Source organism: Helicobacter rappini, assembly GCF_900198625.1.
In the GTDB taxonomy this organism is placed as follows: domain Bacteria; phylum Campylobacterota; class Campylobacteria; order Campylobacterales; family Helicobacteraceae; genus Helicobacter_A; species Helicobacter_A rappini.
The window spans coordinates 24,706-46,795 of record NZ_FZPK01000014.1 but is presented as its reverse complement, the minus strand read 5'-3'; the positions used below and the strand labels follow the sequence as shown (position 1 = coordinate 46,795).

Here is a 22,090-nt window from a genome sequence, read left to right as displayed (position 1 = left end):
TATGTTATAATGCGACCTTACTTTTTATTTGGATAGATATATGATAGCTTTTAATAAACCTTTCATGATTGAAAATGAACTTAAGTATATTCAAGATGCAATTCGTCGTGGTGCTTTGTGTGGTGATGGTTTTTATACAAAACAGTGTCATAAATTACTGGAATCTAAGATTGGTTGCAAAAAGGTGCTTCTTACACATTCTTGCACAGCTGCTTTGGAAATGGCAGCAATTTTATTAGATTTGCAAGCAGGGGATGAGGTCATTATGCCATCTTATACTTTTGTTTCTACGGCGAATGCATTTGTATTGCGTGGAGCTGTCCCTGTTTTTGTAGATATCAGAGAAGATACTTTGAATATAGATGAGAATCTTATTGAATCTGCTATTACACAGAAAACAAAGGCTATTGTATGCGTTCATTATGCAGGCGTTGCATGTGAAATGGATAAGATTCTAGAGATTGCTAAGAGACATAACCTATTTGTTGTGGAAGATGCAGCACAAGGCGTGGGTAGCTTTTATAAAGGAAGGCCACTTGGTAGCATTGGAGATTTGGGTTGTTTTTCTTTTCATGAAACTAAAAATATTATTTCTGGAGAGGGGGGAGCACTGGTTATCAACAATGAGAGATTTATTGAAAGGGCAGAGATTATTAGAGAAAAAGGGACCAATCGAACTCAGTTTTTTAGAGGTGAGGTGGATAAATATACATGGGTAGATATTGGTTCGTCTTTCTTGCCATCTGACATGGTAGCCGCATTTTTGTATTCTCAACTAGAGAATATGGACAAAATTAATGCTAAAAGATTAGATATTTGGAATCAGTATAATGACTTTTTTCGTGTGTTTAAAAGTGTAAAAACGCCGTATATCCCAGCAGAGTGCAAACATAATGCACATATGTATTATGTGTTATTTGAGAGCTTACAGCAAAGAAGCGATTTTATAGAGTTTATGAAGCAGAATGAAATTTTTCCAGTATTTCATTATGTTCCTTTGCATTCGTCGCCTGCTGGACAAAAATTTGGACATACTTATGGGGGGGGGGGGGAAATGAAAGTAACTAATAAAGTTTCTAGCACCCTTGTTAGAATGCCCCTATATTTTGGAATAACACAAGAAGAAATGTGTAGAATTTTTGAGATTGCAGGTCAGTATATAAAGAGTTAGATAGGGAATATATAGTTAAAATGCATAACATTGTGAAATTAAAAGTTATGGGTGATGAGAGAGGGAAACTCATCGCTTTAGAATCTAATAAAAATCTCCCTTTTGCGATTAAAAGGGTGTATTACATTTATGACACATTGCCTGATGAAGAGAGGGGATTCCACGCGCATAAGCATTTGGAGCAGCTTGTAGTGGCAATGGATGGTGCGTGTGAGTTTGTCCTAGATGATGGGCAAAAGCGGCAGTCTATATGGCTTAATCGCCCCGATGTGGGCTTATATATTGGCAAAAATATGTGGCGAGAAATGCGGAATTTCTCATATGGTTGTAAGCTAATGATTTTAGCTAGCGATTACTATGATGAGAGTGAATATATCCGCGATTATGATGAATTTTTAAAAGCAGTCAAAGGGTAAAAATGCAACGAGATATAGATAAATATACGCAAGATTATCTAGCGAGTTCTTATGACTTTGAAAGCATTATGGTGTCTTTTCGCCGTAAAAAAGTCTTAGAGTTTTTAGAATCTTATAATGCGAAACATATACTAGAGATAGGTTGTGGCAATGATTCTATAATGAATTATTATAAAGATTTTGAAACTTTTTGTATTGTTGAGCCTTCCAAAGTCTTTGCAGAGAAAGCACAAAAAGATTCTAAGGGTGCTAAAAATATTCAAGTGGTAAATGACTTTGTAGAATCTAAACTTATAGAGTTAAAAACACAAAAATTTGATTTCATTATCCTTAGCTCTCTTTTACACGAAGTGATAAATCCAGAATCTTTTTTAAAAGATATATTTAGCTTGTGTGATAGCGATACTTTACTTCATATTAATGTGCCTAATGCGTATTCATTCCATTTATTGTGGGCGTATCAAAGTGGGCTTATTGAGACAATTGGGGATATTACGAAAGAAGCGAGAGAGTTTCAAAGACATACGGCTTTTTCTCTTTCCACCCTTGTAGATTTTGTTATTAAGGTTGACAAGCAAGCAAGCATTGTAGATAAAGGCTCATATTTTATTAAACCCTTTAATCACAAGAAAATGCAAGAGTGTATGCAAAATGGAATCATTGATGAGAATCTGTTATTAGGACTAGATAAAATGACTGAATATCTACCAGAGTTTGGTGCAGAAATATTTCTAAATTGCAAAGTGAGTGCATGAAATGTTTCATAAGAATAAAAGCAGTCAAAGGGTAAAAATGCAACGAGATATAGATAAGTATACGCAAGATTATCTAGCGAGTTCTTATGACTTTGAAAGCATTATGGTGTCTTTTCGCCGTAAGAAAGTTTTAGAGTTTTTAGAATCTTATAATGCGAAACATATACTAGAAATTGGTTGTGGTAGCGATTCTATAGCAAATCATTATAAAGATTTTGAATCGTTTTGCATTGTTGAACCTTCCAAAGTCTTTGCAGAGAAAGCACAAAAAGATTCTAAAGGCAATAAAAACATTCAAGTGATAAATGACTTTATAGAATCTAAACTTATAGAGTTAAAAACACAAAAATTTGACTTCATTATCCTTAGCTCTCTTTTGCACGAAGTGATAAATCCAGAATCTTTTTTAAGAGATATATTTAGCCTTTGTGATTCTCATACTTTACTTCATATTAATGTGCCTAATGCGTATTCATTCCATTTATTGTGGGCGTATCAAAGTGGGCTTATTGAGACACTTGGCGGTTTAACACATACCGCTAAAAATCTCCAGCAACACACAACTTTTAGCCTTGCAAGTCTTATAGACTTTGTAAATAAAACTAATATGGGGGGGGGGGGTAAGCATTATGGATAAAGGCTCATATTTTATTAAACCCTTTAATCACAAGAAAATGCAAGAGTGTATGCAAAATGGAATCATTGATGAGAATCTGTTATTAGGACTAGATAAAATGACTGAATATCTACCAGAGTTTGGTGCGGAAATATTTCTAAATTGCAAAGTGAGTGTGTGTAAGGCAAGTATAGGCAAGGTGGATATATGAGAATCTGTCGATACGAGATGAGGCATTGTGCCGAATGGAATGCTTTCAATAAAGATTCTAAAAATGGAATCTTTATGTTTGATAGAAATTATATGGATTATCACGCCGATAGATTTATGGATCATTCATTAATGTTTTATGAAGATTCTAAGCTTATCGCCCTTTTACCTTTAAATATCAAAGATTGTGTATTATATTCTCATCAAGGGCTAACTTTTGGTGGATTTATCACTAATTCCATAATGAAGCAATACAAAATGCTTGAGTGTTTCAAGGCGTTATTAGAGTATATGCGAGAGATTAAGGCACAAAAGATGATTTATAAAGCAATCCCCTATATTTATCATAAATACCCCGCACAAGAGGATATATATGCGTTGTCTCTCTTTGGGGCAAAGCCCTGTCGCACAGATTGTTCTTCAAGCATTAATTTAGCACATTTACTTTCAATGCCAAAGGGTAGAAAAGCACAGATTTCTAGGGCAAAGCGTGAGGGTGTAGTTATAGAATCTTCCACCAACTTCCCCGCCTTTATAACGCTATTAAATGAAGTCTTGCAAACAAAGCATAATACACAAGCCGTGCATTCGGCCAAAGAGTTAGAATTACTTCATAATAGATTTAAAGAAAATATTACTCTCTATATCGCAAAACAAAATAATGAGATTCTAGCAGCTACCCTGCTTTTTATCTATCCAAATCTCGTGCATACACAATATTTAGCAGCAAGTGAAAAGGGCAGGGCGATAGGTGCGCTAGATTTACTTATAAAAACATTGATAGATAAATATGCTACAACAAAACAATACTTTGACTTTGGAATCTCCACAGAGAATAATGGCTTATTCTTAAACGAAGGACTTATCGCACAAAAAGAGGGGTTTGGTGCAAGGACTATCGTGCATAGTTTTTATGAGCTTAGTGCTTTGGCGACTATAACTGCAAATGCCATGACTACTATGGGGGGGGGGGGTAAGTTACCTCTATTTTCGCTACTTTTTTGTTACCACATTTTTCTATACTTTTACTCTTTGTTGTTTGGTATTTTTGCGGTTAAATATTGCAAAAACAAAAGGGGGATTCTATGATTAGAATCTTGCCTTACACAAATGAGTATGCAAACACATGGAATGCCTTTAACAGAGATTCTAAAAATGGAATCTTTATGTTTGATAGAAATTATATGGACTATCACGCCGATAGATTTATGGATCATTCATTAATGTTTTATGAAGATTCTAAGCTTATCGCCCTTTTACCTTTAAATATCAAAGATTGCGTATTATATTCTCATCAAGGGCTAACTTTTGGTGGATTTATTGTTGATTATTCTATGCGACAGCAAAAAATGCTTGAGTGTTTTTGCAAATTGCAAGAGTATATGCGAGAAATTAAATCTAATCGCTTGATTTATAAAAGCATACCGCATATATACCACAAGGTATCAGCTGAGGAAGATTTGTATGCGTTGTTTAGAAGTGGAGCTAAGATAATGCGGATAGATTGTTCCGCTACGATTTATTTACAAAATCCCATTAGATTCAGTGAGTTAAGAAAAAGGGGTGTAAAAAAGGCATTAAAAAATGAAGTGCAAATAGAATCTTCCACCAACTTCCCCGCTTTTATCACGCTATTAAATGAAGTCTTGCAAACAAAGCATAATACACAAGCCGTGCATTCAGCTAAAGAGTTAGAATTACTTCATAATAGATTTAAAGAAAATATTACTCTCTACATTGCAAAACAAAATAATGAGATTCTAGCAGCTACTTTGCTTTTTATCTATCCAAATCTCGTGCATACACAATATTTAGCAACAAGTGAAAAGGGCAGGGCGATAGGTGCGCTAGACTTACTTATAAAAACATTGATAGATAAATATGCTACAACAAAACAATACTTTGACTTTGGAATCTCCACAGAGAATAATGGTTTATTCTTAAACGAAGGACTTATCGCACAAAAAGAGGGGTTTGGTGCAAGGACAATTGTGCATAGTTTTTATGAGCTGAATATTAACGGGGGGGGGGGGGTAATAACCCTTAAGTGTTTTGCAACTAAAAGCCCTATATCTTGGCATACTCAATACAAAAGATTTAAATACTGCTCTAGCAAACCTATTACAAACTTTGCTTTAAACCCCATTACAAAGGGGGCGGCGTGATACACCCACTCTCTGATGTGCAAAGCCAAAATATTGGCAAAGGGACTAGAATCTGGCAGTTTTGCGTGGTGTTACCCAATGCGATTATAGGGGAGAATTGCAATATTTGCTCTCACTGCTTCATTGAAAATGATGTTGTAATCGGTAATAATGTAACGATAAAATGTGGGGTGCAGGTGTGGGATGGACTAAGGATTGAGGATAATGTATTTATCGGTCCTAATGTGAGTTTTACTAATGATAAATATCCAAGATCAAAGCAATATCCTAGCGAATTTCTAAGAACAACGATTAAAAAAGGGGCTTCTATTGGAGCGGGTGCTGTGATTTTACCCGGGATTACTATCGGTGAAAATGCGCTTATTGGAGCAGGTAGTATTGTAATAAAAGATGTTTGTGATAATGCTAAAGTAATAGGTAATAAAGTTGCTATTATGGGGGGGGGGGGTGAATACCTTGTAGCTATTTGGAATCTTTTAGCAAAATGTTTGACTACCCTATTGTGTCAATGCTTTTTATCGCAACGATTGCTTTTAGGGGTTGTGCGATGATGGCGGTGATAAAAGGTCGCAAGATTACTTTGCGTTTGGTGGAGGTTTTTGATGCGGAATTTATTTTATCGTTGCGTTCTAATCAACATAAAGCAAGGTTTTTGCACCCTATTGATAGCGAGATTGAAAAGCAAAGGGAATGGATTGTAGATTACAAAAAGCGTGAATCTTTAGGCAAGGAATATTATTTTGTGATAGAAGAGTGTGTGCCACTTGGCTTGGTGCGTCTTTATGATTTTTTAGAGGATTCTTTTTGTTGGGGGAGTTTTATCACTATTGAAAATGCACCTTTTTATGCTGCAATAGAATCTGTTTGTTGTGTTTATGAGTTTGCATTTTATGGACTTGGTTTCACACAAAGTCATTTTGATGTGAGAAAAGAAAATGAACGCGTAGTTGCATTTCATCAAAAGTTTGGTGCAAGTATTGTTGCAGAGGATATACAAAACTATTATTTCCATTTCACACGCCAAGAATACGAGAAAACTAAACAGAAATATCTAAAGTTTATGCCACTTGATATAGATTGCTTTATAGAATCTTTGAAAATTCAGTAAAAACAGCAGTATTGCAGCAAAAAAAGATAGAATACACTTCTTTGAGAGACATAAGCAACCGCGTGCTTTTATTTCTTATTTTAGCTATGCGCGTAAGGCTGTATCGATGAAAATCTGTATAGCTGGGGAAAATGATATTGTCGTATAGGTTGTAGGCATTTATACGCAATATCAAAATTACAGCGTCTAGAGATCCTAAAAATAGCTTACGACTTAAATGAAGCGAGATAATCCTTTGCCCTCTGTCTATTTGGCTTTCTGCAAGAAAGGTGTGTGTAGATTGAAAGCTCATCACACACGCCAAAAAGCGACTTTTTCACAGAATCAAAAAAATAATCGCATATTTCAATAATTTCAGCTTGTGTGTTGATATGCTCATAGTTCATAATCACATCATAATCTAGCTTGTATTTAAGTCTAAATTCTATGCCGGTTGAGAGTTTATAAGCCATAGTCCATAGGAATCTAGCTTGGCTTGGGATAGCAGCGGAAAACACGCCATCATCTTTCAATAACAAGCACGAGTGTGCTACTACTTCAGGCAAGTTTGCAATATGTTCTAAAACTGCACAAGAGATGATTCTGTCATAAAATGGGCTTTGGACTTGGGATTGAATGGATTGCGTGGATTCAAGGGAGACAGGGGATTCTATGTGGGATTTGGCAAATGCACTTATTTTATCGGCATTTGTATTTACCCCCCCCCCCCCCGTTAATATCACTGCTTTGTGCTATTTCTGCAATATCTTTATATATGGCATTGATATGTTGGAGTTTTGGGGAATCTTTATAAAGGGCTTTGAATGGTTCTATAATATCATAATGTGTGAAATCGCTTTCATAGGATATTTGATTAAGCGTTCCTGCACCTATTTCTAGGGTTTTATGTCCGCTAATGCCTTGTGTGTCATTGGCTACTTTGTAATGTAGCCAACGCTCTAATTTTTGGGCTAAGCCACTTGCTACCCCTTCGCCCTCTCGATTGCTTTTATAAAATTGCTCATAAATCTCTTGGTAGGCTTGTGGTAGTGCCTCTCTTATCTTTGGAAAATTATCAAACATGACTTATCCTTTCTTTTATTGTTTAAATTATTTTCAACTACTCATTGAGATAATCTTGCAATGCTTTAGTGCTAACTCTTGTATTTTCATTATCATTGCCATTTGCCTGCATAGCAATAGCGGCACTCTTTGCACCTGAAATGGTTGTAAAATATGGGATATTAGCACGCAAAACGGCTTCTCTAATAAGCCTTGCGTCTGGCTGGGCTTTATTACTGCTTGTGTTAATTACCATGTCGATTTCATGGTTTGCTATCATGTCGTTAATATGCGGTCTGCCCTCACTCACTTTTAGCACCGCCTTAGCCTCTATACCCGCTTCGCTTAGAATCTTATGTGTGCCAAGCGTGGCTACAATCTCAAAGCCGATTTCTTGCAGAGTCTTTGCTAGTCCTGCGGCGTGTTTTTTATCGCTATTTCTTAGTGAAATAAAGATTTTTCCCTTTTTTGGCAGTGGATTCTTACATGCACTTTGACTTTTATCAAATGCGAATGCAAAGCTTTTGCCTATCCCCATAACTTCACCTGTGCTTTTCATCTCTGGTCCTAGTAGTAAATCAGCTCCCGGCAATTTATTAAAAGGAAAAACCGATTCTTTAACGCTGAAATGTTTTAATGATTTATGTGTGAATATTTTATTTATCTTAGAATCTATATTCAAAGATTCCATATCAACACAACCCACTTCTTTTACCATATTATATTTATCATAGAATCTTAACGCCTCTTCTAATATAGAATCTTTAGATTCTGCTTTTTTTACACTATGATTCCACATAACTCTTGTAGCAATTTTAGCTAAAGGCAGTCCGGTAGCTTTGCTTACAAAAGGCACGGTGCGACTAGCACGCGGATTTACTTCAATCAAATACAACTCATTATTATAGATTGCATACTGCACATTCATAAGCCCCACTACACCAAGTTTCAAAGCAATTTTTGCCGTGCTTTGCTCTATCTCTTTTAGCATAGATTCTCTAATATTTATCGTAGGCAAGGAACTCGCACTATCCCCGCTGTGAATCCCTGCCTCTTCAATATGCTCCATTATCCCGCCGATATACACACTCTCTCCATCGCTAATACAATCCACATCAAGCTCAATGGCGTATTCCAAAAACTTATCAATAAGCACGGGAGAGCTATCACTCACAGCAATCACCTCGTCCATATACTGCTTTAGCTCATCATCATCATACACTATCCGCATAGCCCGCCCACCAAGCACATAGCTAGGTCTAACAAGCACTGGAAAGCCGATTTTATTAGCCACACTATAAGCTTGTTCTTTCTCATAAGCTATGCCATTTTGGGGTTGCTTTAGCCCTAGATTATTTACAAAACTTGCAAATTTTTCTCTATCTTCTGCGGTGTCGATGACCTTTGCACTTGTGCCGATGATTTTGGCATTGATTTTTGTTAGGGAATTTGCAAGTTTCAAGGGTGTTTGTCCGCCAAAATGCACGATTATGCCATCTGGCTTTTCTCTCTCAATCACCGCCCGGACGCGTTCAAAGTCAATTGGCTCAAAGTAAAGCACATCGCTTGTGTCATAATCTGTGCTTACCGTTTCTGGGTTGCAATTATACATTATGCTTTTTATGCCTAGATCATTTAGGGCAAAGCTTGAATGAACGCAGCAGTAGTCAAACTCGATGCCTTGACCGATTCTATTAGGACCACCACCAATAATCATAACCTTGGGAAAATTCGTCTCGTGGTGAATTTCGCGGGAATCTGCAGAATTGCTTGTGCGACAGCCCTTTAGGCTAGTCTCCGCACAATTCTTTGATAACCCACGAACTTCACTCGCGATACTAGAATTTTCTGTGTTGCTAGAATCCATATCACTAGAATCTTGGCATTCTGTATTTACAGAATCCGCAATTCTAGGATTTTGCGTAAGATTTTGGGGTTGTGCAGAAAATTCTGCGGAGGCTAGCCTCAAAGGGCTGCCGCACAAAGAATTTTCAAACTCCCCAAAAGATCGCGTGAAAGCCGAATTGCCAACGCTCATAAAGTTGCCAATTGTTGAGTAAAGGTAAGGCGTAAGACTTGGAAACTCCGCCGCACAAGTATCCACCTCATTATACACACACTCCACACCAAGCCCAATTCTAGCCTGATATACTTCGCTTTCACTTATCTCCATTCCATCATTATGCTTTAGCCAATGGGCTATCATCTTATCGCTAAAGCCATAGCTTTTTATCCGCCGCATAAGAGATTCATCGCTTAGAATCTGCGAAGTGATACTAGATTCAGAATCTACAATCTCTTTTATCTCGTGTAAAAACCACTTGTCAATCCTGCATAGCTCGTGCATTTCATCAATACTCATTCCAAGCCCAAAGCCTTCAGCGATATAAAGCAGCCTATTTGCGTTTGGTCGTCTAATCTCTTTTTTAATAGTCTCTAAATCATTGCAGATTTGATTTAGTCCAAATATGCCTGTCTCAAGGCTACACAATGCCTTTTGCAAACTCTCTTTAAAGCTCCCGCCAATCGCCATTACTTCGCCGATAGACTTCATACTTGTTGTGAGTGTAGAATCTGCCTGTGGGAATTTCTCAAATGTGAATCTGGGTATTTTTGTAACAATATAATCAATGCTAGGCTCAAAACTCGCCGGCGTGCCTGTAATGTCATTTTTTATCTCATCTAGGCTAAAGCCCACAGCAAGCATTGTAGCCACCTTTGCTATAGGATAGCCTGTTGCCTTACTCGCTAGGGCGGAGCTACGCGATACACGCGGATTCATCTCAATGACAGTCATTCTGCCATTTTTTGGATTTATAGCAAACTGCACATTGCTACCGCCTGTATCTACGCCGATTTCTCGCAAGATTTTAAAACTTGCATCACGCATTCTTTGATATTCTTTATCTGTGAGTGTTAAAGCTGGTGCAATAGTGATAGAATCACCTGTATGCACGCCCATAGGATCAAGATTCTCAATACTACACACAATAATGCAGTTATCAAACTTATCCCGTATCACCTCCATTTCATATTCTTTCCAGCCAAGCAAAGATTCTTCAATCAAAATTTCATTAATAGGGCTTGTCTCTAAGCCATTTTTTGCCACCGCTTTAAACTCATCAATATTATATGCTACGCCACTGCCCCCACCTGCAAGAGTGAAACTAGCCCGAATGATAAGGGGGAATCCTATCTCTTTTGCTGCCTCTAAGGCTTCTTCCTCCGTGTAGGCATAGCGGGATTTTGGCAAGTCCATACCAATCTTTAGCATAGCCTCTTTAAAAGCCTGTCTGTCCTCACCTTTTTTAATCGCACTAGGCTTTGCACCTAAAAACTCTATGCCTTCTAGCATTCCTTTTTCATACATACTCATTGCAACATTAAGGGCTGTCTGTCCGCCCATAGTAGGCAAAATCGCATCAACACTCTCTCTTTTAATAATATCCGCAATAATCTCTTCAGTAATAGGCTCAATATAAGTGCGATCCGCAAAGTCTGGGTCTGTCATAATAGTTGCTGGATTTGAATTAATTAGCACAACACGATAGCCTAAAGATTTTAGCGTCTTTACCGCCTGTGTGCCAGAGTAGTCAAACTCACAAGCCTGTCCAATGACAATGGGACCTGAACCAATGAGTAAAATCGTGTGAATATCGGTGCGTTTTGGTGCAATTTTTGGTGTTTGTTGTGTGGGGTTTGGCATATATATCCTTTAAGTTTCTGTCTTTTTTTGCAAAATTATACAATAGAATCTTTATTACTTTGTTATATTGAGTGCATTAATATCGCTTAGTTGTTGTGAGTAAAACTCACTTTATATTTTAGAATCTAGGGCGTTTTTAATGGCATTATCGATATTATCTTTTATGTTATCTAGGTGTTTATTTGCCCTAAATTTCTTTAAATCACTGCTGCTTTTTTCATAATTTCGCATGATTTCATTTATATTTTTGCGTAATTCTATGGCTTCGCTTAAACTTATGCTTTGTTTAGATTCTAGCTTTTGTGTTTCTCGTATTAAAGTATTTGTGAGTTGATTATCAAGTCCTAAGCTTTCAATTGCATCATCTGTTACTTGTTTGTAGCCTTGCAGTAATGTGGCTTTAAAGTCTGTATCACTTAATGCGTTTTGCAAGTTATTAATGCTTGTTTTATAATCTTGTTTTGCTTGTTTGTCTATTTCGTCTAGCATGTGTTTATAGACTTCTGGCAGGTTTTGTGGTATAATGTCAGTATCGGTTTTAGCAATAGTAGTGGTTTCAGGGTGTGCGGTCGCCACCGATTGAGCTTTAACCGCCGATTCTGCGTTACGCATACTAACGCTTAAGGAATCGGGTTTTTCTAAACCTTCTAATTCTAAAGTATAGATTCTGTTTTTCCCTTCTATTTTTTCAAATAGTGTGATTTTTGCTTGTGCTTCTTTATCATTTATACTTAAATCTTGTATAAATCTATGCACTTTTATATGCTCTCTTTGCTTATTGTCTGCGTGCGATTCTTTTAATTTACTATTTTCAAATAAACTTTTTAAATCTTGTGCTACTTTAAAATGCTCGTCTCTACTAAATCCGTTTGCGATACTTTTATCTATTGCCTTTTTACTTGATATTTTATTAATCTCATCAGTCGTTATAAAGCCTTGCATTCCTGTTTCTTTGTTTGTTATGGGCTGGGTTTTATATAGGCTCAATACTCCTATTAAATCATTTCTTAAAACTTTTATACCTTTTGTTTCTTGTGTGGTGTATGTGAAATTAGAATCGATTTTTTCATTTAAGTAAGATGTTTCGTGCTTCGTCTCAACATGACGATTTTGCATTTCAGTATGCGGGTTTAATCCCTTTATTTTCCCACTCTTTGCATACTCATCTATAATCTGTTGTTCGTATTCTTTAGAAAGTCTTGTAAAGTTTTCCCCCATTGCATGAATTGCCTTATTTACGATTGTAGCCTCTTCGCTTGTGAGTTTTCCTGCAAACTCTCTGGCTAACTCTTTATTAGAAAATAATGCAGAAAGTAGCTTATCTTGGCTTTCTTTCTTACTTGAGAGATGTTTTAATACATTATAATCGCTTATTTTATCCATGAAGTTACCCATGAATGTGGGGTCTTTCATCTCTTTACTTATAATTCTATCGCTTTGCAAACCTTTAAATATTTCATAGTTAGAATCTATCTCACTTTTATTGAATTTTGCTAGTTTTCTGTGTATTGAAGCTTCTTCATTATCTAGGTATTTGCTTATTTTTATATTTTTTAAATCATCTGTGCTTAGATTCTTTAAATCTTTAATGCTGTTGTATGCCTTACTTGCCCCTTTTGCTATACCTGCACCAACATACACGCCTACTGCACTGCCTAACGCATTTCCTGTGCTATGCTTTAGTATGTCTTGTATATCGCCCTCTTGGGCTGTCTCGTTTTGCATATTGATATAATCTAGCGGACTAGCTAGCGCACTCATTCCCGCACTTTGCAGGGCTGTTTTTGCTAAGCTTTGGGTGAGTTTAACACTCCCCTTTCCTAATTGAAGGGCTTTTCCTACTGGGACAAAGGAAGACACTACATCATAATAATTTGCTTCAAGGGCAGTCCCTAAGTTATTAAAGACTGATTGCATATCGGGGTAAAGCTTATTACCCTCTTTATCGATTAAAACATAATCTTGTGCCTGTTTGTCATACTCTAGCCTATCATAGCCATACATTTGGGCTAGTTTTGTGCCTGATGTAAGTGTCTTTTGTCTGGCTTCTTTTTGCAAATCCTCTGTTAAGTTAAATATCGATGAGTTTTGAGAGTCAAGTATGACTAGCTTTTTTACTAATTCATGGTTAATATTTTGTCTTGTAAGATTGTTTTTATACTTTTGGAGGTTTTTATTTTCATCTGTAAAAAGATAGTCAATAAAGCGGGATATATTAGATTCAGAATCTCTTAAATAATCCTTTTCCTCTTCGCTTAAGTCTTTTATCTCTTTGTTTTGAATCCCTTTTATAAGCTTTTGTTCTTTTAGCTTATCTTCTTCATAGTTTTTTAAGCCTATAGATTCCTTACTTGTCCCATATTTTTCTAGGTATGAATACACTGCCTGTTGTGCTTCTTTCTCTTTTAGCTTTTCTTTGTTATAGTTTCTTAGGGCAGTTTGTCCTGTCATTGTGTTCCATGCTTCCCATGTGGCATCAAAGAATCCGCCCCTGTTATATCTCTCTTTTGTTTCTTCATCAAGGGGATTAAAGCTTTTTGCACTCTCTTTTACTGCTCTGTATGCACCTTGTATATAATCATTGTTTGAGAATTTATCGTTTAAGACTTCTGCGCCCTTTTGTGCGGCTAGTTTTGCTTTTACGAAGTCTTGGTAAGCTTTATTATTTATGTCAAAGCTTTGTGTTGTGTTCGTTATTAAAGGTTTTTATTGTGTCTATATGTTTTATTTTTGCGTATGTCTAATACGCTTATTTTATATTAAAAGATTGTGGGGTTGTTATATTATAGACAATATTAAAATTTGAAACACACTATATTAACAGTCCTAAAAATTATTGATATAGTATTTTGCATATGTAGGCTGGTGTTATGTGGAGGTGTAAGTTAGCATCATATGTTTTATAATAGGCAACTAATTGTATGCACTTCTAAAAACTTATCTCCAAACGCAGTGTCGCATAGTTAGAATCAAGTAATTGTTCTCTAAATTCTTTTTGTTTATATGAATACATATAAGCTAGAGATATGCCCTTCCATGCGATTAAAGCCCCGATCTCTGCTTCATAAACACACCTTGCCATATCAAGCTGTGTTTGAAATCCACCAAAAGAGTTTCCTTGTATAAACATATTGCGTCCCACAAAACGCTCTGCAATACCAAAAGTTACATAGAATCTAAAATCATCATTCAAACTCATCGAACCTATATGATTTGAAGTAGCTTTTTGTATTCCAAAATCACCATGCAAACCATAGCCAACACGCATTTTTGCACCAAGTTCTAAATGCGTATTTGCATTACCAAGGGCTATAACTCCATAGGGCAGTATATCAAAAATATTTGAGATGATATCAAAGCGATACATTGCTTTATAATACGCATTCAAGACAAATTCATTTTTAATCTGATGATCCCAACCTGCTAAAGGATAATAGTTGATTAATTCATGTATTAAATCCTGTGCTTCTTTACCTAGTGCAGCCTTGCCCACCATGCCGATATTTAACTCAAGCTGTTCTAAAAAATTATCCGTGCGATTTTGTATCATGGTGTTGAGATAGAGATAGCCGCCATAAGGGGCGTCATTTGCAGGTGGATTTAATGCAAAACGGGCTGAGGGCGTATAGACTTCTTGCCCTATGCCAATGCTAAAAGAGCTTGCCAAATCTTTCTTAAAAAGCCTAGAGAATAATGCAGTATATGCAAGCGGGCTATTCTGCCATTCCTTTGAGGTGTAACTAAGATTATGCCCAGCTGTATAGTATCTATCGTAATTTGTAGGCTCAAAATATGCGTCATTATCGCTTGATAGTGCAATATGATGTTTATTGTAAGCAACAATCTCTCTAGCATATAAAGTAGCATTCAGCATATATATAGCACTTATAAGCATAAATGCGGTTTTATAGTTTCTATTTTGTGTGTGAAAATACATGATTTCCTTTCATTAAGATTTAGTTATTAATTAAAGTTGGCTTTAAAATAACCCTGCCATCAATCAATACTATGGATAAAACTCACAAGATTCTAAAACTTTTACTATTTTTAGAATCTAGAACAATACAGACTTTTTGCTTATATTTCCATAAGTTTATGTTAAGTTGTTTAGAAATGACAAAGACTTAGACTTTATATCTCTGGGTGAGGTGTGGATTTGCACGCTGTAAATAAGAAGTTTCTAGCCTTGAGCTTGGGATAAGTCCATAACATTGGACAATAATTAATTAAGACAGAAGCAAATATAAATATATAAGTGTGAATAAAGATAGTCAGATAAAAATTGTTAGTCAAAACAAAGATAATATAGATATTTCATACTTTTATTTTAAAGCATGTTTTCAGCACTTTTAATGTATAATAAGCCTATTTTTATTTTGTGAGGGCATGATGAAAGCAAAGAAGATGCGAATTCTCATTATACTTGTGTTGCTAGTTTTGGTAGGCGGTGTTGCTGTATATTACACAAATACCGCTGGTGATACACAGAACAATAAAGTGCTAGAGAGCAAAGAGCAAGGTAATAAGCAAGATTTTGATACCAATCTGGATAAATCAAAAGATTCTCAAACAAAACATGAGGAAAATTTGGAATCTCATTTAGACACCAATGATAGTGTGTTACCCACGGATACATCCAATGAGAGACAAGAAACTAAGTCTATAAAAACAGATACAGCAATTTCACCAGAAGATGATACTCTAAACTCAAATAAGTCACAGGATTCTAAAGCACAAAATCCCGATACCACCAAGGTATCGCAAGATAGCAACCAGCAACCTAAAGCAAATCTAAACCCCACAACCAATACAACAGAATCTAAAAACAATAATTCTAAAACTAGCCCAAATAAAACTCATAAAGATTCTGTAACAAAAACCGCTACAAAAGATAACAGAGAATCTAGCAAAGACACGCAACACGCACAAAATACAGACGCTACAACAAGCAGTAAAAAATCTGATAAAAACCCCACTAATGATAATCAAGCAGATTCCACCACTCTTGCAGAATCTAACACCACGCAAGATATACCTAATAAAGAGAATGCCCCCAATGATGAGACTAATAAGGACAAATATGAAGCCATAACAACAGATTCTAATCACACAAACACACGAGATAATCAAGAAAGCAACAAAAATGCAGAATCTAAAACTACAAATAATACAGAAAACACACGCCAAGATTCTAATCAACCTAATGATACATTAGCCCAAAATGAGACAGATTCTACAAATACGCAAAATAGAAACACTACAAACACTGAAAATATAGACCAAAACTCTATCAATCAAGATTCTACAAATCAGCAATCAGACAATAAAGATTTAACTCATGAAACTAGCAATAAAGAAACGATGAATGACCAAGATGATAAGCAAAACAAACAAGAAAAAACAACGCAAGATAATCCCCAAGACAAGGCAAACCAAACACAGCCAAGAGAAAGCACACAAATAGGTGCTTGCATAGCTGCTCTTAGCTGCAATAGCAGTGAGATAACACGCAGATTTGCCGCAACAAGCCTTGATTTACATGCAAGTGTGCGTGCTAGAGAAGAGGCACGGCTGAAAGGGCAGAGTGCTGGAGATGAATTCATGCGTTTGTGGAAGCAGACAAGAGGGGCGATTTTACCAAAACTTATCTCGCGTGTAAGTAATATTTATGAGCAAGATTCTCAAGTTGATAGAGAGACTAGAATCTGCGTAGCAAACTACTACACAGAAGTGCTAGAAGACTTTGGCAATGGCTGGAAAGACAAAAAGGGCGATAAATCGCCTATGTATCAGGTTACCTATCAAATCTCATGCAAAGATTCAAATACAGCCAAACTCACAATCTTAAATGAAACTCAAGTGCAAGGACGCAAACAAACAACAACTCTTGTGCGTAACAATGAAGCACAGCAAAAGCCACAAGGACGCACACCGCCAATGTGTGATTCAGATCTTGTATATAGGCAGTTTGCACAAGCGGGATTCTACCAACATGCTATGGTAAGAGCCCAAGAGGAAGGTCGCAGAAACGGCACAGAGGCACAGCAAAAATTTATGCAATTATGGGATAAAACTAAAGCTCAAATCACCACAAAGCTAACCGCCCATATCAGTAATATTGAAGATAAGGGCATACAGACAAAAACGCAAAAAAGAACATGTGTGGCAAACTACTACACAGAAGTGCTAGAAGACTTTGGCAATGGCTGGAAAGACAAAAAAGGCGATAAATCACCATACTATATTGTATATTACGCTGTGGCGTATGCAAATAATGAAGATGATAGCATTACGATTGACATTACCGCACAAAATAGGATAAAAAAGCCAAGGTAATATTGCTATACCGCATTTTACTTGTTATGCTGTTGCTTAAGGTGGATCAAGCTTATGGGGTGATTCACCATCTATGAGGGACATAGGGGTTCAGTGTGTAATGGTTGGAATCTAGATTTTCTATTTTTACTGCCACAACCTATTTTTCCAAGTAGAAACTACATTTATGTACTCAAGTTTAAAGCTACAATACGAAATGAGATTATTACTTTGTTAAGGTGTCTCAAACCGCAAATATTGACTCATATTTGTAAATTGGTAGAGTCTAGATTTATTTGCGTTGAGTTATATTTGTTTTCGTATATGCTGGAGTTTTAGTCTGGCTAATCTGGGGCTGTGTTAAATTTAGAGTTATCAAATAAATTTGTGATTACTGCATTCTTAGGTTGTAGTTTCCTCTTACGCGTATTGTGATTGGCTTTGGGGGTCGCTTTAAACTTTTTGCAGACTGCTCTATTAATAATCGCAGAGAATCATCTAGGGCTTCTGCATTTGTTGATTGCAATATTTTTACATTCTCAATATGCCCATCTGGATACAATACAAATTCAATCAAGCCCACGCCTTGCTGTTTTAGATATATAGCAAGTTGTGGATAGCCCATTCTATCGGCGGTTTTTTGAAACACTTCGCCATTTAAAAAATAGCTCTCTGCTAGATAATCCTTTTCTTCCTTACTCATATTTTGCAGCTCTGTGCCATAAAGCTGCAAGAGATCATCGCGTATTTTTTGTGGCAATTTATCAAAGTTTGCATTATCTGCTTGTCTTTTTAGCTCTTGTGTTAGGCTTGGCTTTGGACTAGCAAAGGGGTTGAATTCCCCTGTATTTTGCGGGATACTTAGACTTTGTAAGTCTATATCTGTGCTTGGTGGCGTTTGTGGCTGCGTGATTGTAGCTGTGTTTTTTTTTGTAGTTTTTTGTTGCGGTGTAGGCTTATTTTGCGTGGCTTCTGTCTGTGGTTGTGATGTATTTGTGCTAGATTCTATAATGTTTGGCTGCATATTTTCTTGTTGCAACACACCAAGTGAGATAGGACGCAAAACCACCTTTTTTTCTGGCATAGGCAAACTTTTGTAGATAAAAAATAGGGCAATATGTGCAAGTATTGATAGGCTAAAGGCAAGTAAGAATCTATCCTTATAGATTCTATAATGTGTGGCAACACTACGCATTTATTACCTTTTTGGTTGCTTAGAAAGAAGATTTTCACTTAGAATCTGTGTGAAGCTTTGCTGTTTTGGGCTAGATTCTATGTCGTTTGTTTTGTCTGTTTGAGTGTCGTGCTGTATTGAATCAAGCAGGGTTATACCATGCGGATTTATACCGATGAGATAGCGTTTCCCCCCGTATTTAATGAGTGCAATTTTATTTTTAGAATCAAGTATTTTTGCCTGTTCTAATACAATGCTAGAAGTTTCTATCCCTCTATTTTGCCGTAACTTAATCACATATAAGAGTATCAAAATAGCAATCATAATGCCTAATACAAGGAAATATCGCCATGAGCTAATCTCATAATTACTCTCTTCTAATAAATTTTTTATATCAGAATCTTTAGCTAAGGGCTTATCTGTGTCGGTTTGGGTAGTATCAAAACACACAAGATATACTTTTTTATCATGTGAAATTAGCATGGCACTCTGTAATGCAGTATCTTTGCTAAATTCAATATAGGCGTGTTTTAATATAGAATCTTGCTTTATTGAAAGACTACCTAAAGGTGTAGCTATATGCTGTGTTTTATCAATGATAAAGCCTTTTAGCATGATGTATTTATATTTTGTGCTTGGCTGTTGTGCTTTGATAGAGTCTTGCTTGATAGAATCTTGTATTGATAAAGATGTGTTAAAACTTGTAGAATCTAAAATCTGTGGTGCAATTGTAAGCTCTAAAAGTAGGGCAATATGTTCTTTATTGTCTATTTTAAGAACGCTAGATTCTGTCGTATCATGCAATATGGCTTGTGTTATCTTATACCTTGTAGCTGCATACACACAAGAGAATAGGGCGTAATATAATAGAAATGCAAATATGCTATAACGCATACATATCCTTAAATCTTTATGCAATTAACTCTCATGATCAGAGACTTCACGCGCAATGTAATACACAATCGCATTGGAATCTAAAATCTCATTAATCCTTATAGCAAGATTTCTTTCATATACCATAACTTCACCCTTGCCTACAACCCTATCATTTACAAATATCTCTACACTTGCCCCTGCTGGTTTTTGTAAATCTATGATAGAACCTTTCTCATACTTTAGAATCTCATTAAGTGGTATTTGTGTCGTGCCTAAATCTGCACTAAAAAGCACTTTCATATCAAGCAACCCCTCATAATTTGCCATCATATCTTCAAGATATGAAGCTAGCTCAATCTCACGCGGGGTATGCACCTGCTTCTTGTCTAAAATCTCATATTTGTCTTCTGTTGCGTTCTTTTCTGCCATAACCACACTCCAAAAAAATAATATAAATTATATACTATTTTTATAATTTTATAAAGAATATTTTGCAAGGCTTATTTATGCCTAAAAACTTCACATAAATAAACATAGTTTTTAAATCCTATTAGTAGCAAACTCCAAACTAATGCAAATCTTTATTCAAACTAATAGCCCTAGCACTTCTAAAGGCAATAAGACAAGGATTCTGTGTCATGAATCTAAAATGCACGCCATTTAGACCGCTTAGCATGTGTCCTTTATATAGTCCATTACTTTGTATTTCAAAATTAGCATTTACTTCTTTAATCTTTTGTGCTTCTTCGTTATTAATCTTTACGACACTTCCAGCAAGTATTGTAGTCCCAGCATCAACGATACAGCTATCCCCAAGGCTAATGCCTGTTACAGAGTTTGCCCCTAGTAAGCAGTTTTTACCAATACTAATAGGCGTTGTATTCCCACCGCTAAGCACACCTAAAATACTTGCTCCACCGCCAATATCTGTGCCTTCACCAACGATTACAGATGAGCTAATGCGTCCTTCATTCATACATGCCCCAAGTGTGCCAGAGTTAAAATTCACATAGCTAGCACCCGGCATTTGTGTATAACCAGCACCCAAAAACGCACCAAAACGAGTTTTTGCACTATCTAGGATTCTAATATTATCTGCTTGTGGTAATACCTGCATTAAATAGCGGGGGAATTTGTCTATAAAGTCAATACATGGGAATTCACCCTCCATTTTTAGCGATACTTCATTATCACGCAAATACTGCAATTCATAGGGCTTATTACCACTCCATGCAAGATTTGGTAAAAGTCCAAAGATTCCATCGAGATTAAGACTTCTAAGCGGTGCAAATCCTGCTGATAATGCGTGTAATTTAGCATAGGCTACTTGCAGAGAGTTTGTTTGTAAATCATCAAAATATGCAACAAGTTGGAATTTATAAAACTCATTTTCACCTTTATAAATATCACTTACATGACGCAATAACTCAAAAATAATTTGTATATTTTTATGCTTCTCCCCGATATGTCTGTGTATTTTGCTATCTGTAAAAAGCACATCAGCAGTTTTTATTGAGTATGGATCGGTTGAAAATTTATCGCAAAGATTCTTAAACTTTTGCAAAGTGTTTTCACCTGCATGTTTTTCATCATAGATTGAAAGCTCTTTTTCAATAAAGGGATAAAATAGACATAACGCACGAAATACAAATGCTGCATCAATATCAATAACCACTTCATTATTCTCAAAATTTTGCAATTTTGCCGCCGTTGCAAACACTGCAAAGCTGCCAAAATTTTGCATAAAATTTAGAAAAGGAAAATTGATACTTATAACACTTTTAGAATCAAGACGGGAAATCTCTGCTCTAGCTATCCCAAAACTTTTTGGCTGCTTTTTGTCCTGATAGAACGCTTCCACAAATTGTTTAAAATCAGCTTCTGTGCGAATGATTGATATTGAAGAATGGCTTGGTGACATAAAATCTCCTTTGAAATAGTATAGAACTCTAGAATAAACCTGTTATGGTAGCATAAAAGTTTGTATTTTTAGTTGCATGAAATTATAGTAAGGTATGCAGGGCTAACTTTTTTGAAGTTTGCTATCTGTGCAAACATAGAAATGCAAAAAATATAACATTGATTTTTAATAATGAAAATAATGTGATTGTTAATGGTGTTATATATTAATTCTACTTTTAGAATCTTGCGTGTCAATAGTATTAAAATCGCATGATATAAAACTTTTTGATACAAATATTCCATATTTAAGCACTCATACCATTTCATAATGCATAACTATGTAAAATTTATATTAAATAAAAATAATGAAAAATACATATATACAGAAATAATATTTATGTAATTAAAAATCAAAAATATATAATAATATAGCTACAAAATTATATATATGATAGTTTTCATATACTAAGAATAAGTATTTTTTTGCTATAATTGCAACTATCCATTTTGTTTTATAGAATCTTTATTTTTTTGCATTGTCTTAGCGTAGTGGAAATGTTCTCTTTAGATTTGTAACCTTACACCAAAGAAGTGCTGATATAGATTCTAAATAAAACAACAATATTTCTAACTAA

At 35.7% G+C, this 22,090-nt stretch carries 18 protein-coding genes and 1 pseudogene; 10 read left to right on the top strand and 9 right to left on the bottom strand.

Annotation, left to right across the window (positions count from 1 at the left end):
- Positions 1 to 40: 40 nt before the first annotated feature.
- The 9 genes and pseudogenes from rffA to C6H17_RS03570 all read left to right on the top strand — a co-directional run bounded on the left by rffA (position 41) and on the right by C6H17_RS03570 (position 6,441).
- Positions 41 to 1,171, top strand: a complete 1,131-nt coding sequence (gene rffA / locus C6H17_RS03605) for a dTDP-4-amino-4,6-dideoxygalactose transaminase (protein ID WP_104731343.1) — start codon at positions 41 to 43, stop codon at positions 1,169 to 1,171.
- Between the two features lie 20 nt (positions 1,172 to 1,191).
- The gene (locus C6H17_RS03600; RefSeq protein WP_005218143.1) at positions 1,192 to 1,587 is read left to right on the top strand and encodes a sugar 3,4-ketoisomerase; all 396 of its coding nucleotides are present in this window, start codon (positions 1,192 to 1,194) and stop codon (positions 1,585 to 1,587) included.
- Between the two features lie 2 nt (positions 1,588 to 1,589).
- Complete coding sequence (locus C6H17_RS03595) at positions 1,590 to 2,342, top strand: class I SAM-dependent methyltransferase (RefSeq protein WP_020995906.1); 753 nt, start codon at positions 1,590 to 1,592, stop codon at positions 2,340 to 2,342.
- 37 nt (positions 2,343 to 2,379) lie between these two features.
- Positions 2,380 to 2,979, top strand: coding sequence for a class I SAM-dependent methyltransferase (locus tag C6H17_RS03590; RefSeq protein WP_233714087.1), 600 nt, complete (start codon positions 2,380 to 2,382; stop codon positions 2,977 to 2,979).
- The gene (locus tag C6H17_RS12830) at positions 2,972 to 3,169 is read left to right on the top strand and encodes a hypothetical protein (protein ID WP_040463253.1); all 198 of its coding nucleotides are present in this window, start codon (positions 2,972 to 2,974) and stop codon (positions 3,167 to 3,169) included. The genes C6H17_RS03590 and C6H17_RS12830 overlap by 8 nt, the downstream gene beginning before the upstream one ends.
- On the top strand, positions 3,166 to 4,257 hold the full coding sequence (locus C6H17_RS03585; protein ID WP_104731342.1) for a GNAT family N-acetyltransferase: 1,092 nt from the start codon (positions 3,166 to 3,168) through the stop codon (positions 4,255 to 4,257). Before C6H17_RS12830 ends, C6H17_RS03585 begins: the two co-directional genes overlap by 4 nt.
- A complete protein-coding gene (locus C6H17_RS03580; protein ID WP_020995908.1) occupies positions 4,254 to 5,333 on the top strand; it encodes a GNAT family N-acetyltransferase in 1,080 nt (359 codons plus the stop codon). Before C6H17_RS03585 ends, C6H17_RS03580 begins: the two co-directional genes overlap by 4 nt.
- A pseudogene (locus C6H17_RS03575) lies at positions 5,330 to 5,740 on the top strand (DapH/DapD/GlmU-related protein); the annotation flags it as partial. The gene C6H17_RS03580 and the pseudogene C6H17_RS03575, both read left to right, overlap by 4 nt.
- A 140-nt stretch (positions 5,741 to 5,880) precedes the next feature.
- Entirely contained in the window at positions 5,881 to 6,441 is a 561-nt protein-coding gene (locus C6H17_RS03570) for a GNAT family N-acetyltransferase (RefSeq protein ID WP_233714086.1), read from the top strand.
- 206 nt (positions 6,442 to 6,647) lie between these two features.
- Here C6H17_RS03570 and C6H17_RS12825 read toward each other — a convergent pair whose 3' ends face one another.
- From C6H17_RS12825 to C6H17_RS03550, 5 genes are all read right to left on the bottom strand, one after another.
- Positions 6,648 to 7,163, bottom strand: a complete 516-nt coding sequence (locus C6H17_RS12825) for a class I SAM-dependent methyltransferase (RefSeq protein ID WP_233714085.1) — start codon at positions 7,161 to 7,163, stop codon at positions 6,648 to 6,650.
- Complete coding sequence (locus tag C6H17_RS12430) at positions 7,120 to 7,503, bottom strand: hypothetical protein (protein WP_199768856.1); 384 nt, start codon at positions 7,501 to 7,503, stop codon at positions 7,120 to 7,122. Before C6H17_RS12430 ends, C6H17_RS12825 begins: the two co-directional genes overlap by 44 nt.
- Before the next feature lie 37 nt (positions 7,504 to 7,540).
- Positions 7,541 to 11,188 (bottom strand): carbamoyl-phosphate synthase large subunit, encoded by a 3,648-nt coding sequence (carB, locus tag C6H17_RS03560; protein ID WP_005218126.1) that lies wholly within the window; start codon positions 11,186 to 11,188, stop codon positions 7,541 to 7,543.
- A 111-nt stretch (positions 11,189 to 11,299) separates the two neighbouring features.
- Positions 11,300 to 13,639, bottom strand: coding sequence for a hypothetical protein (locus tag C6H17_RS03555; RefSeq protein WP_020995910.1), 2,340 nt, complete (start codon positions 13,637 to 13,639; stop codon positions 11,300 to 11,302).
- 478 nt (positions 13,640 to 14,117) lie between these two features.
- Positions 14,118 to 15,125 carry a lipid A deacylase LpxR family protein gene (locus C6H17_RS03550; RefSeq protein WP_005218123.1) on the bottom strand — a complete coding sequence of 336 codons (1,008 nt, stop codon included), beginning with the start codon at positions 15,123 to 15,125 and terminating at the stop codon, positions 14,118 to 14,120.
- Positions 15,126 to 15,592: 467 nt separating this feature from the next.
- Here C6H17_RS03550 and C6H17_RS03545 point away from each other — a divergent pair, with 467 nt between their 5' ends.
- Positions 15,593 to 17,524 (top strand): hypothetical protein, encoded by a 1,932-nt coding sequence (locus C6H17_RS03545; RefSeq protein ID WP_223808381.1) that lies wholly within the window; start codon positions 15,593 to 15,595, stop codon positions 17,522 to 17,524.
- Positions 17,525 to 17,894: 370 nt separating this feature from the next.
- Here the strand turns inward: C6H17_RS03545 and C6H17_RS03540 are convergent, their stop codons facing one another.
- The 4 genes from C6H17_RS03540 to C6H17_RS03525 all read right to left on the bottom strand — a co-directional run bounded on the left by C6H17_RS03540 (position 17,895) and on the right by C6H17_RS03525 (position 21,474).
- Positions 17,895 to 18,698 (bottom strand): TonB family protein, encoded by an 804-nt coding sequence (locus C6H17_RS03540; RefSeq protein WP_104731341.1) that lies wholly within the window; start codon positions 18,696 to 18,698, stop codon positions 17,895 to 17,897.
- A gap of 3 nt (positions 18,699 to 18,701) precedes the next feature.
- Entirely contained in the window at positions 18,702 to 19,571 is an 870-nt protein-coding gene (locus C6H17_RS03535) for a FliO/MopB family protein (protein WP_005218115.1), read from the bottom strand.
- Positions 19,572 to 19,595: 24 nt separating this feature from the next.
- Positions 19,596 to 19,982 carry a flagellar motor switch protein FliN gene (gene fliN / locus C6H17_RS03530; RefSeq protein WP_005218113.1) on the bottom strand — a complete coding sequence of 129 codons (387 nt, stop codon included), beginning with the start codon at positions 19,980 to 19,982 and terminating at the stop codon, positions 19,596 to 19,598.
- A gap of 139 nt (positions 19,983 to 20,121) precedes the next feature.
- The gene (locus C6H17_RS03525) at positions 20,122 to 21,474 is read right to left on the bottom strand and encodes a tetrahydrodipicolinate N-succinyltransferase N-terminal domain-containing protein (RefSeq protein WP_005218111.1); all 1,353 of its coding nucleotides are present in this window, start codon (positions 21,472 to 21,474) and stop codon (positions 20,122 to 20,124) included.
- Between the last annotated feature and the right edge of the window lie 616 nt (positions 21,475 to 22,090).

Coding starts and splice junctions, on each gene's coding strand:
- rffA (WP_104731343.1), top strand. CDS start 41: ATGATAGCTTTTAATAAACCTTTCATGATTGAAAATGAACTTAAGTAT.
- C6H17_RS03600 (WP_005218143.1), top strand. CDS start 1,192: ATGCATAACATTGTGAAATTAAAAGTTATGGGTGATGAGAGAGGGAAA.
- C6H17_RS03595 (WP_020995906.1), top strand. CDS start 1,590: ATGCAACGAGATATAGATAAATATACGCAAGATTATCTAGCGAGTTCT.
- C6H17_RS03590 (WP_233714087.1), top strand. CDS start 2,380: ATGCAACGAGATATAGATAAGTATACGCAAGATTATCTAGCGAGTTCT.
- C6H17_RS12830 (WP_040463253.1), top strand. CDS start 2,972: ATGGATAAAGGCTCATATTTTATTAAACCCTTTAATCACAAGAAAATG.
- C6H17_RS03585 (WP_104731342.1), top strand. CDS start 3,166: ATGAGAATCTGTCGATACGAGATGAGGCATTGTGCCGAATGGAATGCT.
- C6H17_RS03580 (WP_020995908.1), top strand. CDS start 4,254: ATGATTAGAATCTTGCCTTACACAAATGAGTATGCAAACACATGGAAT.
- C6H17_RS03570 (WP_233714086.1), top strand. CDS start 5,881: ATGATGGCGGTGATAAAAGGTCGCAAGATTACTTTGCGTTTGGTGGAG.
- C6H17_RS12430 (WP_199768856.1), bottom strand. CDS start 7,503: ATGTTTGATAATTTTCCAAAGATAAGAGAGGCACTACCACAAGCCTAC.
- carB (WP_005218126.1), bottom strand. CDS start 11,188: ATGCCAAACCCCACACAACAAACACCAAAAATTGCACCAAAACGCACC.
- C6H17_RS03555 (WP_020995910.1), bottom strand. CDS start 13,639: ATGACAGGACAAACTGCCCTAAGAAACTATAACAAAGAAAAGCTAAAA.
- C6H17_RS03550 (WP_005218123.1), bottom strand. CDS start 15,125: ATGTATTTTCACACACAAAATAGAAACTATAAAACCGCATTTATGCTT.
- C6H17_RS03545 (WP_223808381.1), top strand. CDS start 15,593: ATGCGAATTCTCATTATACTTGTGTTGCTAGTTTTGGTAGGCGGTGTT.
- C6H17_RS03540 (WP_104731341.1), bottom strand. CDS start 18,698: ATGCGTAGTGTTGCCACACATTATAGAATCTATAAGGATAGATTCTTA.
- C6H17_RS03535 (WP_005218115.1), bottom strand. CDS start 19,571: ATGCGTTATAGCATATTTGCATTTCTATTATATTACGCCCTATTCTCT.
- fliN (WP_005218113.1), bottom strand. CDS start 19,982: ATGGCAGAAAAGAACGCAACAGAAGACAAATATGAGATTTTAGACAAG.
- C6H17_RS03525 (WP_005218111.1), bottom strand. CDS start 21,474: ATGTCACCAAGCCATTCTTCAATATCAATCATTCGCACAGAAGCTGAT.